The 16,405-nt window shown below is 55.0% G+C and carries 16 protein-coding genes and 2 pseudogenes; 10 read left to right on the top strand and 8 right to left on the bottom strand.

Annotation, left to right across the window (positions count from 1 at the left end; genetic code table 11):
- Positions 1 to 63: 63 nt before the first annotated feature.
- Positions 64 to 329 (top strand): annotated as a pseudogene (locus QE435_RS24780) (IS481 family transposase); the annotation flags it as partial.
- A 40-nt stretch (positions 330 to 369) separates the two neighbouring features.
- Here QE435_RS24780 and QE435_RS24775 read toward each other — a convergent pair.
- The 4 genes and pseudogenes from QE435_RS24775 to QE435_RS24760 form a co-directional block, all read right to left on the bottom strand.
- Positions 370 to 1,264: pseudogene (locus QE435_RS24775) on the bottom strand (IS3 family transposase); the annotation flags it as partial.
- Between the two features lie 362 nt (positions 1,265 to 1,626).
- Complete coding sequence (locus QE435_RS24770; protein WP_349043157.1) at positions 1,627 to 2,484, bottom strand: manganese catalase family protein; 858 nt, start codon at positions 2,482 to 2,484, stop codon at positions 1,627 to 1,629.
- A gap of 177 nt (positions 2,485 to 2,661) precedes the next feature.
- Positions 2,662 to 3,105 (bottom strand): hypothetical protein, encoded by a 444-nt coding sequence (locus QE435_RS24765; RefSeq protein WP_349043156.1) that lies wholly within the window; start codon positions 3,103 to 3,105, stop codon positions 2,662 to 2,664.
- A 162-nt stretch (positions 3,106 to 3,267) separates the two neighbouring features.
- Complete coding sequence (locus tag QE435_RS24760; RefSeq protein WP_349043155.1) at positions 3,268 to 3,396, bottom strand: hypothetical protein; 129 nt, start codon at positions 3,394 to 3,396, stop codon at positions 3,268 to 3,270.
- A 144-nt stretch (positions 3,397 to 3,540) separates the two neighbouring features.
- Between QE435_RS24760 and QE435_RS24755 the strand changes: the two genes are divergently transcribed.
- Entirely contained in the window at positions 3,541 to 4,065 is a 525-nt protein-coding gene (locus QE435_RS24755; RefSeq protein ID WP_349043154.1) for a sigma-70 family RNA polymerase sigma factor, read from the top strand.
- 125 nt (positions 4,066 to 4,190) lie between these two features.
- On the opposite strand, the gene QE435_RS24750 is transcribed toward QE435_RS24755, so the two are convergent.
- Positions 4,191 to 4,325 (bottom strand): hypothetical protein, encoded by a 135-nt coding sequence (locus QE435_RS24750; RefSeq protein WP_349043153.1) that lies wholly within the window; start codon positions 4,323 to 4,325, stop codon positions 4,191 to 4,193.
- A 1,126-nt stretch (positions 4,326 to 5,451) separates the two neighbouring features.
- Between QE435_RS24750 and QE435_RS24745 the strand changes: the two genes are divergently transcribed.
- Together QE435_RS24745 and QE435_RS24740 are read left to right on the top strand one after the other, a co-directional pair.
- The gene (locus QE435_RS24745) at positions 5,452 to 5,808 is read left to right on the top strand and encodes a hypothetical protein (protein ID WP_349043152.1); all 357 of its coding nucleotides are present in this window, start codon (positions 5,452 to 5,454) and stop codon (positions 5,806 to 5,808) included.
- Positions 5,809 to 6,240: 432 nt separating this feature from the next.
- Positions 6,241 to 6,762, top strand: a complete 522-nt coding sequence (locus QE435_RS24740; protein ID WP_349043151.1) for a DUF1003 domain-containing protein — start codon at positions 6,241 to 6,243, stop codon at positions 6,760 to 6,762.
- Between the two features lie 1,003 nt (positions 6,763 to 7,765).
- On the opposite strand, the gene QE435_RS24735 is transcribed toward QE435_RS24740, so the two are convergent.
- A complete protein-coding gene (locus QE435_RS24735) occupies positions 7,766 to 8,149 on the bottom strand; it encodes a type II toxin-antitoxin system VapC family toxin (RefSeq protein ID WP_349043150.1) in 384 nt (127 codons plus the stop codon).
- A complete protein-coding gene (locus QE435_RS24730) occupies positions 8,146 to 8,346 on the bottom strand; it encodes a type II toxin-antitoxin system VapB family antitoxin (protein WP_007597733.1) in 201 nt (66 codons plus the stop codon). The genes QE435_RS24735 and QE435_RS24730 overlap by 4 nt, the downstream gene beginning before the upstream one ends.
- Before the next feature lie 440 nt (positions 8,347 to 8,786).
- Between QE435_RS24730 and QE435_RS24725 the strand changes: the two genes are divergently transcribed.
- The 6 genes from QE435_RS24725 (at position 8,787) to QE435_RS24700 (ending at position 15,436) form a co-directional block, all read left to right on the top strand.
- A complete protein-coding gene (locus QE435_RS24725; RefSeq protein WP_349043149.1) occupies positions 8,787 to 10,343 on the top strand; it encodes an ABC transporter substrate-binding protein in 1,557 nt (518 codons plus the stop codon).
- Between the two features lie 148 nt (positions 10,344 to 10,491).
- Entirely contained in the window at positions 10,492 to 11,463 is a 972-nt protein-coding gene (locus QE435_RS24720; protein WP_349043148.1) for an ABC transporter permease, read from the top strand.
- Between the two features lie 13 nt (positions 11,464 to 11,476).
- The gene (locus tag QE435_RS24715) at positions 11,477 to 12,364 is read left to right on the top strand and encodes an ABC transporter permease (protein WP_349043212.1); all 888 of its coding nucleotides are present in this window, start codon (positions 11,477 to 11,479) and stop codon (positions 12,362 to 12,364) included.
- On the top strand, positions 12,361 to 13,335 hold the full coding sequence (locus tag QE435_RS24710; RefSeq protein ID WP_349043147.1) for an ABC transporter ATP-binding protein: 975 nt from the start codon (positions 12,361 to 12,363) through the stop codon (positions 13,333 to 13,335). Before QE435_RS24715 ends, QE435_RS24710 begins: the two co-directional genes overlap by 4 nt.
- Complete coding sequence (locus QE435_RS24705; RefSeq protein ID WP_349043146.1) at positions 13,332 to 14,321, top strand: ABC transporter ATP-binding protein; 990 nt, start codon at positions 13,332 to 13,334, stop codon at positions 14,319 to 14,321. The genes QE435_RS24710 and QE435_RS24705 overlap by 4 nt, the downstream gene beginning before the upstream one ends.
- Before the next feature lie 35 nt (positions 14,322 to 14,356).
- Positions 14,357 to 15,436, top strand: coding sequence for a serine hydrolase (locus QE435_RS24700; protein WP_349043145.1), 1,080 nt, complete (start codon positions 14,357 to 14,359; stop codon positions 15,434 to 15,436).
- A 10-nt stretch (positions 15,437 to 15,446) separates the two neighbouring features.
- Here QE435_RS24700 and QE435_RS24695 read toward each other — a convergent pair whose 3' ends face one another.
- Positions 15,447 to 16,397: a LysR family transcriptional regulator gene (locus tag QE435_RS24695; protein WP_349043144.1), complete on the bottom strand. Its 951-nt coding sequence runs from the start codon at positions 16,395 to 16,397 to the stop codon at positions 15,447 to 15,449.
- Between the last annotated feature and the right edge of the window lie 8 nt (positions 16,398 to 16,405).

Here is a 16,405-nt window from a genome sequence, read left to right as displayed (position 1 = left end):
GACTGGGGGTATGGTCCCAGACTTCAATGGTGCACTATTTTCCGTCGAATGGAAGGAGGCACTATGGGCCAGATTCAACATGGTCGCGCCACAACGACTGAGGCAATCCGTCAAGCGATACAACATAGTCGAGAGAGCCTGAGAGCGCTCTCAAAGCGGGGTGGGATCAACCCGAAGACCGTTTCCAAGTGGAGGAAACGCACATCGGTTGCCGATCTGGCGACCGGGCCGAAGGAACCGCGTTCGACGATCTTGAGCCTCAAGGAGGAGGCCGTGATTGTCGCTTCCGAAGGCACACGCTTCTGCTTTTGGATGATTGCCTCTATGCCAGCCCTTTGAATAGACCCGAGTTTCGTAGACATCCTCGGGTTAGATTTTCTGCTGCCTCTCGAAGTCGACTGGCGACAGCATTCCGTTTCTGACGTGCTTGCGTTTCGGGTTGTAGAACATCTCGATGTAGTCAAACACGTCCTGGCGAGCTTCATCGCGCGAACGGTAGACCCTGCGACGTATCCGCTCCCGTTTCAGAAGATTGAAGAAGCTCTCGGCCACCGCATTGTCATGGCAGTTGCCGCGTCGGCTCATCGAGTGAGCCAGATTGTGGTGCCTGAGAAATGAGGCCCCAGTCCATGCTGGTGAACCGCGAGCCCTGACCCGAACGAACCGGCATCTTGTCCTTCGGCTTTCGCCTCCACACCGCCATGAGCAGAGCCTGCAATAGGACGTCCGTGGTCTGTCGGCTCTGCATCGCCCAGCCGATGACCCGACGGGAATAGAGGTCGATGACGACAGCAAGGTAAGCGAAGCCCTCGCAGGTTCGGATGGAGGTGATGTCCGTGACCCAGGCCGTGTCCGGAGCCGATACGTCAAATTGCCGGTCGAGCGTGTCTCGATAGCGACGGCAGGCCTGCCACCATAAATGCCTGGACGGCGTTGTAGCCAATCTGCGCCTTTATCCCGGCAAGGCGGGTCAGACGTGCAATCCGGTTCGGGCCGCACATCTCACCCTGATCGAGAAGATCGCCGTGCAGCTTTCGATAACCGTAGACCTTGCCGCTTTCTTCCCATGCCTTCAGGAGAAGATCGGTCTGTCGCTTGTCCTCGTTGGCCCGCCCGCTCAATGGGTTCTTCAGCCAAACATAAAGTCCACTGGGATGAACCCGCAGAAGGCGACACATCGTCCGCACCGAAAACTGCAAGCGATGCAGGGCAATGAACGCTCAACTATCACTTTGCATCCCTGGCGAAATACGCGGCCGCTTTTTTAATACACAGAGTTTAGGCCCCCCTGTGTGGTGCGGGTGTACTGACCATGGGCCTCGCCCGCGTCCGCGCCGGGTTCGCCGGTGACTTCAGTCGACTGCATTCTGCTCGTGCCCAGGTGCTGAACATGGAAGCAGCGCGCGGCTTTGGCAGCAGCCGAAGGTGCCGCGAGCGCTCGCATTGCGTCGCTGGGCTTCAGCAGAAACGCCTCTCGTTTCTCGCTGTTACGTAGCGCCTTTTCGCCTTGCGCCGTTGAAGAAGGTCTCAAGACGCAACCGCCAGCTCGTTTGCTCCACTTTGTCCTGCCGCGTGATCTAATTCAAACTGAGTTGGCCGAACCAGAGGTCGGCCAACTCACCAGCGCTATCCAATTTGTTCATTCTGCGCGCCGCTATCCGGGCGCGCTGGTCCTAACACGGGTTCATCTCCCATCGGCACGTTTTGGAAGATGGTAAATTGCCCCTTCCCATCGACTGATGGGCCTTCGTTCCATCGCGCGGGAGGGGGAACGGAGCCATCTGCTGCCGTGGCGAAGAAGTCGTAATTGTGGGTCTGATCTTCTTTTTCCTGCGGAAAGCTATTTGGGATAGGGAGGGCACCTTCATTTCCACCTAACTCTTCAATGACTGCCAGCCATTGTTGCTGATGCATGGTGTCGCGAGCGATCATGAAATGAAGCATATCCTTCATGCCGTCATCGTGTGCAGCATTGTAAAGACGGGTGGCAAGCACCCTGCCGGTGCTTTCTGCCGCCACGTTACAGTACATATCCGCTGCCAGATTTCCGCTCGCATAGATATGGGACATGTCGAACGGCACGCCCTCCGAATTGCCGGGAAAAGCTGCCATTCCAGTCGAGAGGATATGCCTGTGCAGCATGCCTTCGACCACATGGCGCGGATTTTCACCACCCATAACTGCGCCCACTATTCCGTCGGCGGCGCCTGCCTCAGCAAGGCTGGCCGGGGCCTTGTCGAGATTGAGTGCAACAGCCGTTGCAAGCATCTCGATATGACCGATTTCTTCAGTTGCCGTGTGCAACAGCATATCGCGGTACTTGGTGGTGGGGCCGCGCGCGCCCCACGCTTGGAAAAAGTACTGCATGCAAACACGGATTTCGCCCTCAACGCCTCCGATCGCCTGTTGAAGCATGCGCGCAAAAACCGGATCGGGGGAATTGACCTTTACAGGATACTGTAAACGCTTATCGAAGCTGAACATTGGCCTCTCCATATCTTGACCTTTGGGATAACTCGGTCCGAACATTAAGGTCTTGGCATGGTTCCTGAATAAATGCAGAAGGCGAGATCTGATCGAGGAGCCGATTGTGAGCTTTGAAACTGGATGAGCCCATTACCTGACCGCAGCAATGCTACTCTGAAAGGAGAAACGGAGAAGTTAGCCAGTTTGAGAACAGAAGAAAGCAGACAAGTGGGGGCCTCCCGAAATTCTGCGACGAACACGCGGGGACTTCTTCGCAACATGGCGTTGCAGGGCGGTCGTGATATTCTGGCTTTCGGTGTCGTAGCCGGCGTCGCTCTTCCCCACTATCCACGCGGGAGCGTCGTCGCTGGTATCGATATTCCGATCAGATGTTGGGCAAGGCAAAGGCCAAAATGTCGCGCGGCTGTTTGTCTCTTTTTCGCGAATTGAAGGTGACGGATGCATGCCATCTGCAAACCGACGATGCTCCGCCGATTTGGTGACGCTTCGATCCTCGTCCCGGATAAGGAGCAGCTTCTGTTCGAATGGGCCCGCGTGCTGTGACCGGAAGGACAGATCGTCAGCAAAACCAGCACTGGCGGCTTTTCCAGTTTTGTCGAAGGGTGCCGCCGCGCCCATCGTACAGCGCGTCGGTCTCAGCACCGCCTAGCGGCTGAACAAGATCGAGGCGCGTATCGGCAAGCATCGCAACGGCGTGAAGGTAGGTCAAAAACGAGGCCAGCCCGCCTCCCAGTTATTCAGTACTTCTGGACCTTAAGCGCTTGCAAATTTAAGTACGATTTACTGGCTCTGATCGATAGCGTGAGGGGAAGGCTGTCCGGGTCTATTATCCTCTCGCAATGTGAAATTCACGATGGCAAGTGCAACCACGGTGACCAGAGCGGCAACGATGATAGCTCTCCTTAGCATTCGATTTCCCCTTGTTCTGCTGTGCCGAACCTGCCTATCTCGGGTTTGTTCCCTCAGAATATCGTCACTCACCTTGGTTTGTACGCCCGCGTACTGCAACGGAAAGTGTTGGCGTGCATTGGCTCCATAGCAACGGAGGGGAATATGGACATTCATGTCACCAAGACCACAGCCGAAATCGCTGTTACCGAAGCGGAGCTTGAGGAGTTGCGTGCAGGGATTGCGGAACTGAACCCAGCATTGTCGGCTTTTGCAAGACGCTTTGTGCGAACGGAAGAAGACGTCAATGATCTCGTTCAAGAAACCATGCTGAGAGGCCTGCGCGCCATTCACCGCTTCACGCCCGGAACAGCGTTGAAATCATGGCTCTTCACCATAATGCGCAACACCTTCTGTACCAGATACAAAGTCGCTCAGCGCGAACGTGTAGGTTTGCCGGTCGGCGTGGAGAAAATGATCTCGACGCCCCCCAGTCAGGAGGGGCGACTGGAACACCAGCAGGTCATGCGTGCCATTGGCGGACTCGATGCCGATCAGAAGAAGGCGCTTCTGTTGATCGCGGATGGAACCAGCTATGCTGATGCCGCCGATCTCTGCGGATGTCGCATCGGCACCATCAAGAGCCGAGTCAGCCGCGCCCGCGAGGCGCTAAGGCGCGATTTGTACTAATCTGCAGCAAACATTTTATCGACTGCGGCGCTTCCTCTGCAAGCGCCGCGGTATTTGTGTTTTCGACTATGTACGAAGAAGAATTCCGTAACTGTTTTGCAGCAGTTCGTCTGTGCGAACGAGCGTCAGTTGCAAAGCGAGACTTTCGCCGGGAGGCGCGAGTGACGCACCATCAGTACCGTACTGCGCGCTGAAAACGCCATGCCGAACCAGAAATAGCCGGTAGAGGGATCGATGGCGCCGAGCACCGTTGCAAGCAAGCAAACGTCTGTTTCACCTCCCGGAGACGACCGGGGTCGCGACGCACTCTTGTCCAAATTCTGATGCGGCCTACCGTGGATTCACGGGGACTATGTGTATTTCAAAAAATGCTGAGCGGTCGGGATTCAGGAACCGATTCGGGAATGACTTCGGTAGGCTCGCGGCGAATATGTTCGCCCTTCATCATCCACCACTTTTCGGAGTATCGCTTCTACTGCCCGACAGCCGCGCGCGCGTCTACCGGCGAAACGGAGCGGTGAAAATTCAAACATTCGCCCGACAATGTCGATGATGTCCACATGGCAGGGCGTGGGTCCGGGGAATATGTGCGGCATATCGATGCAAAGAAGGCGCCAATCGCCGTCTCTTTCGCCATTTGTCCACCGCAAACCCGCTCGTTAAGCGATGTGGTACGATACTAACCGTGAGAAGGAAAAAATGCTGTCGTTAGAACGGGGGAACGTCAGGTCTGTCTTGACGGTCGGAGACGACTTTGAAGTGCAAGGTTGCGATCTGCTGCAGCTTTTGTGGGTCCACAATGCCTCGGTCGTACATTCTGAGCACATAGCGTGCAACTTCAGCGTGACTAGGCCCTAAAGCCTTGCAAACTTGTGCGATGACGCCCGAATAAGCGGTCTGGACAATTCGCAGATCATCATTAAGGAAGACGCCCGGGCTTTGGTGTTGATAATGGAAAGGCATTTTACCTTCCGAGCAATGGAACTCGGCCTATGCTTGAGGAAAGAAGAATGTCTCAAAACTATATGTCGTGTGCGGACAGCGGTAAATGTTCGCAACCGTACCTCCGGCGGAATTATTTTTCTTCTCAAGAGCAATTTAGAGATTTTAACAGGTAATAATTTTTAATCTGCGCGGGTTAGTCCCACCATGGTAAGAGCTTTCCGGAAGGGAAGACCTGCCACGGTTGTAGTGTCTTTACCCGCAGTTTTCCTCCCGCACTCTCACAATAAAAAATTCGTGATGTTCCGAAGTCAGCGCCGGGTTGTTCGGGATGAATGAAGAAGTCACAACCCGATGTATTTTAGCTGGCAAAGCCCCGGGATTGGGGGTTATGACCAGTCGTAGAAATTGATCAGAGGCTACCATATTGTGCAAGAGCAGAGCATGCCGGTTAACGACCGTCTCACGATAGCCGTGTTCGGCACGAAAGACGCGGTAACGACGGAGATCGTCTCGTCATGGTCTGAGATCGCGATCGATCTGGTCGGCCCTTACACCGCGACCGATGATAACGGTCAGGACTGGAGCTTCGCGAGCGCTATCATCGACGTGCGTTATGAGCCTGAACTCATGGTGCCGCTGATGAACGAGCTTGAGGCAAAAGCTATTCCCTATATCTTCTTCGTGCCCTCTTGCGCGGCTGGCAGCGAGCAAGGACCGTTCGTGCTGTCCACCGAAAGTGAAGACATATGGCATATCGTGGCGGCTTTATCGGCACAGGAACGCGGTACGACGCATTGATTTTCGCGATAGCTCTGCACGAAGCGCAGAGGCAATCTACCCTACCTCATCGATAGGCTTCCATAAACCTGTCTTGACATCTCCCTCCCTCCCGCGGCGCGAATACGACCGAGGCGGTCTGCATCACTGCGGCCCGTAGCGGCCTTTAGAAAAGTTCCGAGCCGCAAGGCTGACAATAGCGGTAGGTGACTAACACGTTAGTGGTAATTTCGCCAGGATTGCCTAGATTGAGGGGCACACTGATGATCGCGCATACCCGTAATTTATTCGCTCGGCTTCGGCACCTTTCAAGAGCCTGCATCGCAACACCCACAGGCGCAACGCACCAGCAGTCGGACTTGATATCAAGCATTCGCGTCTCGAAAGGGACAGGAACCTGCAGGGTGCGCCAAAGTTGGGTTTTGACCGCACCATTACGGGTTGATGTCGAATATGAACAGACGAGGCACTCGGCTTGACCGAAACATTAATGCGTTGCTCGAACGAAAACGAGAAGATGCAGCAAAAGCTTCGCTTCAAGAAAAGGCAGCGGCTTCTGTCACACGCTTTGCCGGATCGATGAGCTTCGTCTACATTCACGTGGCACTCTTTGGCGGATGGATCCTGGTAAACGTCGGACTTTTGCCAATCTTTCCGCCTTTTGATCCCTCGCTCGTCATACTGGCTATGTTTGCCTCTGTTGAGGCGATATTTGTCTCGACCTTCGTCATGATCAGCCAGAACCGCATGGCTGCTTCCGATGACAAGCGTGCTGATCTCAATCTTCAGATTTCGCTTCTCGCGGAGCATGAAACCACGCAGCTTTTATTAATTGTGACCGCCATCGCGGGGAAGTTGAAGGTCGAGCTCAATCAGAATGAGGAGATCATTGAACTCCAACAGGACGTTAGGCCTGAGGACGTACTGGACAGCATAGAGGATCTTGCAGACAAACCGCACTTCGAACCCCCTTGATTTAAGGCGACAAGCCTCCAGGTTCGGCGGCGAAAATATCTTTGAATAATGCTTTGCAGCCTGTTGGAGACTTTGACGCATAGAGCATCAATTAACACGGAACATTCCATGCGCAAACGTACCCTGACACTGGCGAAACGATAACACAGCAATATGGAGATCTTTCTGTGTCGCCCTTTCAAGCAGTGCGTTTTCGGCCTCAACCCAAACGGATAGCCTTTCCCCAAAATTTGTGAGATTGCCCCGCCTTCAACTCTACTTCCATCGGGAGGCGTTTTCGAACACTGCCCCAGGTAAGCCGGTTGAAGTGAGGACGATTCTACTGCCCACCCACGGAACCATCACTGTCTGAGCCTTGCTCACGATCACCAGACTGACCTACTGGCACAGGTGGAGCGCCTTGGTCGTTGTTCGTGATGATGTCCTCATCTTTCGCTCTTGGCCGCCAAGTTGAGGCTCGTATAGAGTTAGGGTCATCAGGCGTACCCATGATCCGCTTGTCTACGTCTCTGCTCATGTTGTTCTCCTTTCGAAGATGCGAACCGCGTGCGCTGTAAGGTGTTCCCGCGCATAGCTGCTTTTCAGGTCGTGCCGGAACCGACCCTTTGCTGGTCCAAAAAAGCGAACATGCTAGATACGAGCACCAACCGCCTCTTGGATTCACGCTCACGTTCCCGAGCTCTATCCTAGCCGGGCTTGAATTGCTTTGGCCCATTGGGCCGGCAAACACCGCGAGGCGGCAGATGGAAGCTGCTCCCAGACGCGAAATTGATCACCTGCATTACCGGATAAGGCCGGGGCACTTCGTTGCCTCATTAGAGCCGCGCGCGCCTACGATGTGCTTCGGAATCTCCCAGCCCTTAAAGTGCCTTAAGTATACGATCATTCCACTTCGCCGACCTCAAGGCCGATAATTCAACTGCTTATCAAAATTGGACAAGTTGCCAATGGTGTGTATCTTTTCAAGAGCCTCGATATTGCTGAGCGGTCCTGCGTTATTGTTCTAATGAGAGGCGTGTGCGTGCGGATAAAGTGCCGCACCAACTTTTTGCGCGGCGGCCGCTAGGCGCTTATCTCTTGTCCACAAGCTTGATCGCCGGTCGAGCAACGTTGAAGTCAGTAAGTGGGCATCTGTGTAACCAATTCCCATGCTGAATATCGAATGGCGATCAATCATCGTCATTACCTCTGCGTGGGTCGCGATAATTGCCTCGCGTTGAGCTGCTAAGAAAGCTAAAACTGCGCCTCGTTCTCTTAGGCTACCGAGCGCCAGTTCGCCGACAACGAACGGGTGGCAAAGCAACTGGTCATCAGTAATGATTTTTCTTAGTTCTGCGTCGTCGTATCGAAAATGATCTATCCAGATCGAGGTGTCTACCAGGATCACTTGGCCACGTCGCTCCGTCGGCGAGGCGATGCTTCAGCCTCAGGCATAGAGCCGCCAAGCGCGATCAAGCGTTTGCCGGATTCCACACGCACAAGCGTCTCCAGCGCTTGTCGGACGAGAGCTGCTGTTTCCTTGGTGCCCGTAAGGGACTTGGCCCGTTCCATAAGATTGTCGTCAAGATTTATGGTCGATCGCATATTCTAGCTCCCGCAAATGAGTAGCTCGTATAGCACCATTTGGTGCGCAAATCTACGACTTGTTGAATGCAGCTAATATCTTCATGTTCGTGGGTTATAGGTTCGTATCCGTTCAAGGCAGAACCTTCTCGATCTGATCGACTGCATTGGAAGCTAGGCGATAGTTTTTCACCATAGCTCGTGGCTCAACTACTTAGATTTTCATTGCTGACGGGTTAGCTCCTCCACATTCCGTTATGTTCGATCGTTCTACAAAAATGGATCCAGTTTTTCTTGAAAGAGGGAAATATGGGATGGGAGGCGAGCCATTCAGAACCGCATTATTCATGAGATGAATGAAGTAGGCAAAAAACATTCATTTGTTAAATATGAGTTTTAGTTGGAGGATCACAAGAAGCGAACGGGTGACATTTCCACGTTCGAAACAAGGGAACGAGATAATGAAAACTGGCATGCTTCTTCTGACCAGCCTTATTGGCTTGGTTGCCCAACCCGTTGTTGCGAAAAATCTAACGATCGGTCTAAGCGGAACCGTGACCTCAATTGATCCGCATTTTTACAATGCCTCGCCAAACAACGCCATTGCCATGCAGATTTTTGATAGGCTGACCGAGCGTACTGCTGAGGGTCAATTGGTCGAGGGTCTTGCAACCAAGTGGGAGTCCGTTTCCGAAACTAAATGGCGGTTTAACCTGCGCGAAGGCGTTAAGTGGCACGATGGCAAGCCCTTTACCTCTGACGACGTAATTTTCACGCTTAGTCGCGCCGGAAGCGTGCCCAATAGCCCGGGTGGCTTCGGCGGTTTTATGCGCAATGTTGCAAGCGTCGAGGCTGATGGTGACAACGCCGTCATCATCAACACCAAGACACCGGCACCGACCCTTCCGGGCGATCTTGCAAATATCGCCATCGTGTCGCGCCATGCGGGTGACGGTGTGGATACTGCCGATTACAATTCCGGCAAGGCCGCAATCGGCACGGGCGCATTCCGATTTACGACTTTCAAGCAAGGCATCGAAGTTGGCCTAGAGCGTAATCCCGATTGGTGGGGTAAGAAAGTCGCTTGGGATCACGCAACCTACCGCATGATTTCCAGCGCAAGCGCTCGTACGACCGCGGCTCTCGCTGGCGATGTCGATGTCATCGACGCACCGGCTGCGACCGATATTGCTCGTTTCAAAACCACAGCCAATCTTTCCTTCGTCAGCACGCCGGGCCTGCGTGTCATCTATCTCGCGCCGTCGACATCGGGAGATGCTTGGAAGGCCTTTGTGAAAGGGCCAAAGGGCGAGACGCTGGATAAAAATCCTCTGGCCGATCCACGCGTTCGCAATGCTCTTTCCGAGGCGATCAATCGCGAAGGCATTGTCGACAAGATCATGGAAGGAACTGCAACTGCCTCCGGTCAGTGGCTCCCCAAGGGTGCGTTCTCTTACACGCCCGACATTCAGCCACCCAAGCCTGATGCTGCGGGAGCAAAAAAGCTTCTCGCCGACGCCGGATATCCCGAAGGTTTTCAGCTGACAGTTCATGTGCCGAATGATCGCTACCCCAATGCGCCCGCGGTGGTTCAGGCCGTTGCGCAGATGTGGACGAGAATTGGCGTGAAGACGAACGTGGAAGCTCTGCCATGGACGACCTTCTCATCGCGCAAGTCGGAATTCGCCATGAAGCTTCTCGGGCTCGGTAACGCGACCTATGACGCAAGTTCCATGCTGGTCAACGTATTGGGCACTGTCGATCCAAAGCGTGGCTTAGGCGCTGCCAATGATAGTGGCTATTCCAATCCAGCACTCGATGACCTCGTCTCCAAGGCAATGACGATCTATGACGACAAGGTGCGTGAAGCGGCCCTCATAGAGGCTGTGAAGGTTGCCGTCACTGACGGCGCCATCATCCCGCTCTACCAGCAGAGCAACGCCTGGGTGCTGCGCAAGGGGCTGAATTACGCTCCGCGTATCGATGAGCGCACGCTTGCCAAGGATGTTTCTGAATAAAGCGGATAAAGGTTGGTGCCATCGCGCCAGCCTCACCGTCCGGCAATCGGTGGCGAAGCCGCCCGAGCAAATGTCGGCTATACTGTGCTCACGAAGCCATCCCCTACGAAGTGGATGGTCGGTATCTTACCAATAACAAGAGGGCATCATGACCCTATGGATTGTGCAGCGCCTGATGCAAGCGATACTGGTCGCCCTTGCAATGGCCCTGATCGTGTTCGTCGGTCTTCACCTTATAGGTAGTCCGATTGAAACTTTGCTTCCGCCGGAAGCCACCTATGATGACCGCCTGCGCCTGATAGCGGATCTCGGTCTCGACCGGCCTCTTTACGAGCAGTTCTTTTTGTTTCTGAAAGGGCTCTTGCAAGGCAATCTCGGTGTCAGTTATGTCTATAAGGAGCCAGCGGTTGAGCTGATCCTGTCTCGCCTGCCTGCAACGCTGGAATTGGCATTCGCCGCTGTCTTGCTATCGCTGATTGTTGGCGTGCCGCTTGGACTTGCCGCAGGCTGGAAACCCGAGAGCCCCTTTGCACGCACCATCATGATCGGCTCGATCTTCGGCTTTAGCTTGCCGATTTTCTGGATCGCGATCCTGCTCATCATGATTTTCAGCGTCCAGTTGGGCTGGCTACCGAGCTCCGGACGCGGGGCAACTGAAATCCTTTTCGGCATACAGTGGTCTTTCGTGACGCTGGACGGCCTGCGGCATATGCTGTTGCCAGCCGTCAGCCTCTCGCTTTTCAACATCTCTATGGTGACGCGTTTGACCGAAGCTGGCGTGCGTGAGGCGATGTCGAGTGAGTATGTGCGGTTCGCCCGCGCCAAAGGTCTTTCGTCAAGGCGCATCCTCAGCGTCCATGTGCTGAAAAACGTCATGATCCCGGTCGTCACTGTCGTCGGTCTGGATATCGGTCAGACGATTGCATTTTCGGTCGTGACCGAAACCATCTTTGCCTGGCCCGGTGTCGGCAAAATCATCATCGACAGCATTGCCGCGCTCGACCGCCCGGTCATCGTCGCCTACCTCATGCTCGTGGTCATCATGTTCGTCATCATCAACCTCGTCGTGGATGTCACCTACCGGCTGCTCGATCCACGCATCCGGCTTCAGGGAGATTGATGTGCAAGCGGTTGTGAACTCCTCGAAATTTCGGTCTGGCCTGCAATTCATACGACAGTTTGCACGCTCGCCTCTGGCAGTCCTGGGACTTGTGCTGATCATTCTGATCGTCCTTATCGCCGTGTTTGCACCCTATCTGTCCCCACAGAACCCGTATGATCTGATGCAGCTGGACATCATGGACGGGCGTATGGCTCCCGGCACGGAATCGTCCACGGGCTTTACCTTCCTGTTCGGGTCGGATGACCAAGGTCGAGATATGCTGTCGGCTATTCTCTATGGTCTGCGGATAAGCCTTATCGTGGGGCTTGGCTCGGCGGCACTCGCCTTCGTCATCGGCACGGCTTTCGGCCTAACAGCTGCCTATGTTGGCGGCAGGGTTGAAACCACCATGATGCGGCTTGTCGATCTTCAGCTGTCCTTTCCGACGATCCTGTCCGCTCTTCTGATCCTCGCGCTTCTTGGGAAAAGCGTCGGCAATGTCGTCTTTGCCATTGTTCTGGTAGAATGGGCCACCTACGCCCGCACGGCGCGCGGGGCTGCATTGACGGAGCTTCGCCGTGAATATGTAGAGGCTGCCCGCTCTTTACGGCTGCCGCACCGCAACATTCTGTTTCGCCAGTTGCTGCCGAACTGTCTCTCGCCGCTCGTCGTGCTCCTGACCATGCAGGTGGCTCGTGCAATCACGCTTGAAGCGACGCTCAGCTTTCTTGGCCTCGGTGTCCCGGTGACCGAGCCGTCCCTCGGGCTTCTGATTTCCAGCGGATACGAATTCATGCTGTCAGGAACGTACTGGATCGCCCTTTTTCCCGGCATCGCACTTCTCGTTACGATCTTTGCCATCAATCTCGTCGGAGATCGGCTGCGCCAGTTGCTGGACCCGAAGGCTGCACGGAGATGAGCGCCATGCTTGAAATCAAAGGTTTAAAGACCGAGGTCGTAACAGATGAGGGTAACGTTACGCTCATCGATGACATCAACCTCAGCCTGGCGGCGGGCGAAGTCATGGGGCTCGTTGGTGAGTCCGGCTCCGGCAAGTCAGTGACGGGACTGTCTATCATGGGTCTGCTGGACAAGCCAGTTCAGGTGACCGGCGGGCAAATCCTGTTCAGAGGACGCGACTTACGAAGCGCCTCGCAAAAAGAACTACAGTCGATCCGCGGCAACCGGATTGCGATGATTTTTCAAGATCCGATGTCGACACTTAATCCCGTGCTTCGCATCGATACGCAGATGATGGAGGTGGTGCATGCGCACGAAAACGTCAGCAAACAACGCGCGCGCGAACGCGCACGTGATGCTTTGGGCATGGTCGGCATTCCAAGCCCGGAGGAACGCCTGAACGCCTATCCGCACCAGTTTTCCGGAGGCATGCGCCAGCGCGTGGCCATCGCTATTGCGCTTCTCATGTCGCCAGACCTGATCATTGCAGACGAGCCAACGACTGCACTTGATGTGACGATACAGGCGCAAATTCTATCCATCGTGCAGAAGCTTGCGCGGGAGAAGGGGACGGCTTTAATATGGGTCACCCATGACCTTTCCGTCGTTGCTGGCCTGGCCGAGAAACTATCGGTTATGTATGCGGGTCGCATCGTCGAGCAAGGCTTAACCGCCGATCTGCTGAGACGTCCCCTGCATCCTTATACCAACGGCCTGATCGCAAGTTTGCCCGCGCATAACAAACGCGGTGAGCGGCTAAGGCAGATATCGGGTACGACGCCCTCTGTCGCGAACATGCCCAAGGGATGTGCATTTCACCCGCGCTGCTCCTCTGCCACCCAAATCTGTCTGAAGCCGCCGGCGCTTGAGCCGGTGGAAGGGCGTCTTCTTCGCTGTTTTCACCCCGTTATGGAAGGAGCGCCATCGTGAGCAATCGTTTGGAAGTGCGCAACGTCAGCAAGCGCTTCAGCCGTAAATCCGGCGTGGTGGAACGCGGTGCGGAAATGATGGGCCTTAAAGTTCCCAATCCGGTTGTCTGGGCGCTGGATGATGTCAGCCTTACCGTCGCAGAACGCGAAGTCGTCGGCATCGTCGGAGAATCCGGCTGCGGAAAATCGACACTGGGTCGCGTGGCGGCCGGGTTGCTGCAGGCCTCCGAAGGTTCGGTCCTGTTTCGTGGCAAGCAACTGGCGGAAATGGATGGCAAGGCAGCGGATGATGCGCGGCTGAAAGTCCAGATGATTTTTCAGGACCCATCGTCATCGCTTAATCCACGGCAGCGGGTGCGTGAGATCATCGGGGCAGCGCCGCTGCACCATAAAATGACGAGTGCCCGTGAACTGGATGATTATGTCAGCCAGCAGATGGAACGTTCAGGGCTTGATCCATCCATGGCCAGCCGTTTTCCGCATCAGTTCAGCGGAGGTCAGCGCCAGCGCATCGGCATTGCGCGCGCGTTGGCTGTTCAGCCCGATATGTTGATCTGCGACGAATCCGTTGCATCGCTCGACGTGTCGATACAGGCGCAAATCCTCAACCTTTTTCTCGATTTAAGAGAGCAGCTTGATCTCACCTATCTGTTCATCAGCCACGATCTCTCCGTGGTCGAGCACATATCCGACCGCGTTGTCGTCATGTATCTCGGGCGTGTTGTGGAAGAGGCGCCAGTCGCGGAACTGTTTGCGCACCCTAACCACCCATACACGCGCGCGCTTCTGCAGGAGCGACCAAGTCTCGACCCCGTTCAACGGCGTTTTTCCTCCATCGAAGGCGAGATTCCATCCCCGCTGTCGCCGCCGTCGGGTTGCCATTTCCATCCCCGCTGTCCGTTCGCAATGGAGCGCTGCTGTGTCGAGCGACCAGAACTTCGGACCATCGGCTCAGAGCACAAGAGTGCCTGCCACCTCAACGATTGAACCTCCTACAATCGACAATGTCAAAAGGATCAAACATGTCTGTTTCAGCACCTCTGGAACATCAACACCTGACCATAAGTCGGGAATTTCCCGCTCAGGAATGGGCGAATGTAACCTCTCCTAAAGAGTACGGTCTCTCTGCCGAGGTCAGAGGAAAAGTCGACGCCATGCTCGACGGTCTGTCGACTACCTCTTTCATGGCGGTCGCTGGGGGCAAAGCGCTCTACACCTACGGCGACGTATCGGAAGTAAGCTATCTCGCATCGACCAGAAAAAGCATTCTTTCGATGCTCTTCGGCAAGGCTGTTGCGGAGGGCAAGATCGATCTCGATCTGACCATGGCGGATTTGAATATCGATGAGGACCATGGTCTTCTTCCGATCGAGAAGACCGCAACGCTGCGTGATCTGCTGATCAGCAGTTCGGGCGTCTATCACCAACCCGGCAGCCCCGGCAGCAATACGAAAAACATTCCAGAGCGCGGCTCGAAAAAGCCAGGAGACTATTTCCATTACAACAACTGGGACTTCAACGTTTTGGGCGCGGCCTTCGAACAGCTGACGGGTCGCAGCGTCTTCAACGCATTCGAAGAGGATTTCGCAGGTCCGATGGGCCTTCAGGATTTCGATCCGTCGCGTCAGCGCATGATGGGTTATGACGGTGCGTCGCGTTATCTCGCCTACCATTTCTTCCTGTCTGGCAGGGATATGGCGCGACTCGGTCTGTCGATGGTACGCAACGGTCGCTGGGGTAACGAGCAAATCATACCGGCAGACTGGGTTTCGGAAAGCACGCGCATTCGTGTTCCCGCCGATAAGATGAACGAGAGCGAAAAATCCCGCATCGCCGGCTATAGCTATCTTTGGTGGATCCCTGTCGTGACCAGGGATACCCCGGAATGGGAAGGTGCCTTTGTCGCTGCCGGACATTTTGGGCAGTTCATCTTGGGCATGCCTGCACTCGATATGGTGTTCGTCAACCGACGCGCCATTCCAGACGAACTTGCCATTGCCCGCAACGAAGGAAGTTTTAAGGAAGAACTGCCCGCCGTGACAATGGAGCAGTTCCTAAGCGTTGCCGATCACTTCATCGCGGCAAAGCTGGGCGTCAGGTGACGCGGAATAGCTAGTGCAGGTCGTCCGTAAAACATGCGGAGATTTGCTCACGTAGCCAGAGGCTTGCCGGATCGCGTTCCTTTTCGGCAAGCCAGATCATGCTGGTGGATTGCTTTTCTTCTGCGAAAGGCGATTCCAACAGCAGAAGTTCGTGCGACCGCTCGAACAGCTTGGCGACACTCTCCGGCATCATGGCGACGAGGTCGCTGCGGGAAACGATAGCCACGGCGGCGGAAAAGTGCGGCACGACCGCCACGACGCGGCGCTCCAGCCCCATCGCATCCAGTCGTTCATCGATCCAGCCCCGACGACTTGGGGACGACGTAACCTTCACATGGCCCAATGACAGCAATGCATCAAGCGTCAGCAGATCTTTCGCTGCCGGATTGTTTGCTGACATGATGCAGACGCGTCTTTCGGTAAAAAGCGAAGCGCAGCGATAACGAGGCGGAAAGTTCTCCGCAGTCATTACGGCTACATCAATTGTCCCTTCGTCGAGGTGCTCCTGAACCACCGGCTTAAAGTTTCTGTTATGACTGACGCCTGCGCGAGGCATGTGAATGACTTCCAGAACGCAATGTTCCGCCTTGGAACGTACACGCTCTACAAGCCGTGGCATGAGGACGACGGAAAAATAGTCGTTCATACCGATTCTGAAAGCACGATGGGATGTCGCGGGCTCAAATGCCAACCGCTGCAGCATGACGGTTTCTGTGTCTTCGATAATGCGTCGCACTGCGGGGAAAATCTCGGAGCAAAATCGCGTCATAACGAAGCCGCCGGAGGTCTTTTTGAATAATTCATCGCCCGTTACGGCGCGCACTCGCTTCAAGGCGTGACTCATGGCGGGTTGGGAAAGGCCGATATACTCTCCCGCAGCCGTCATGTTGCCTTTGACGACCAGAGCATAAATGACTTTCAAAAGATTGAGATCGACTGACCCCAATTGAAACCGCTGCATGGCAACAC

Origin of the sequence: Agrobacterium sp. SORGH_AS 787 (assembly GCF_030819035.1) — a bacterium.
GTDB lineage: Bacteria > Pseudomonadota > Alphaproteobacteria > Rhizobiales > Rhizobiaceae > Agrobacterium > Agrobacterium larrymoorei_B.
The sequence above is the reverse complement of the archived record's forward strand: the minus strand, read 5'-3'. Positions and strand labels throughout refer to the sequence as shown.

What these genes read in the sequence shown, in the direction of transcription:
- QE435_RS24770 (WP_349043157.1), bottom strand. Translation starts at nt 2,484, where the DNA reads ATGTTCAGCTTCGATAAGCGTTTACAGTATCCTGTAAAGGTCAATTCC.
- QE435_RS24765 (WP_349043156.1), bottom strand. Translation starts at nt 3,105, where the DNA reads ATGGGCGCGGCGGCACCCTTCGACAAAACTGGAAAAGCCGCCAGTGCT.
- QE435_RS24760 (WP_349043155.1), bottom strand. Translation starts at nt 3,396, where the DNA reads ATGCTAAGGAGAGCTATCATCGTTGCCGCTCTGGTCACCGTGGTTGCA.
- QE435_RS24755 (WP_349043154.1), top strand. Translation starts at nt 3,541, where the DNA reads ATGGACATTCATGTCACCAAGACCACAGCCGAAATCGCTGTTACCGAA.
- QE435_RS24745 (WP_349043152.1), top strand. Translation starts at nt 5,452, where the DNA reads ATGCCGGTTAACGACCGTCTCACGATAGCCGTGTTCGGCACGAAAGAC.
- QE435_RS24740 (WP_349043151.1), top strand. Translation starts at nt 6,241, where the DNA reads ATGAACAGACGAGGCACTCGGCTTGACCGAAACATTAATGCGTTGCTC.
- QE435_RS24730 (WP_007597733.1), bottom strand. Translation starts at nt 8,346, where the DNA reads ATGCGATCGACCATAAATCTTGACGACAATCTTATGGAACGGGCCAAG.
- QE435_RS24725 (WP_349043149.1), top strand. Translation starts at nt 8,787, where the DNA reads ATGAAAACTGGCATGCTTCTTCTGACCAGCCTTATTGGCTTGGTTGCC.
- QE435_RS24720 (WP_349043148.1), top strand. Translation starts at nt 10,492, where the DNA reads ATGACCCTATGGATTGTGCAGCGCCTGATGCAAGCGATACTGGTCGCC.
- QE435_RS24710 (WP_349043147.1), top strand. Translation starts at nt 12,361, where the DNA reads ATGAGCGCCATGCTTGAAATCAAAGGTTTAAAGACCGAGGTCGTAACA.
- QE435_RS24700 (WP_349043145.1), top strand. Translation starts at nt 14,357, where the DNA reads ATGTCTGTTTCAGCACCTCTGGAACATCAACACCTGACCATAAGTCGG.
- QE435_RS24695 (WP_349043144.1), bottom strand. Translation starts at nt 16,397, where the DNA reads ATGCAGCGGTTTCAATTGGGGTCAGTCGATCTCAATCTTTTGAAAGTC.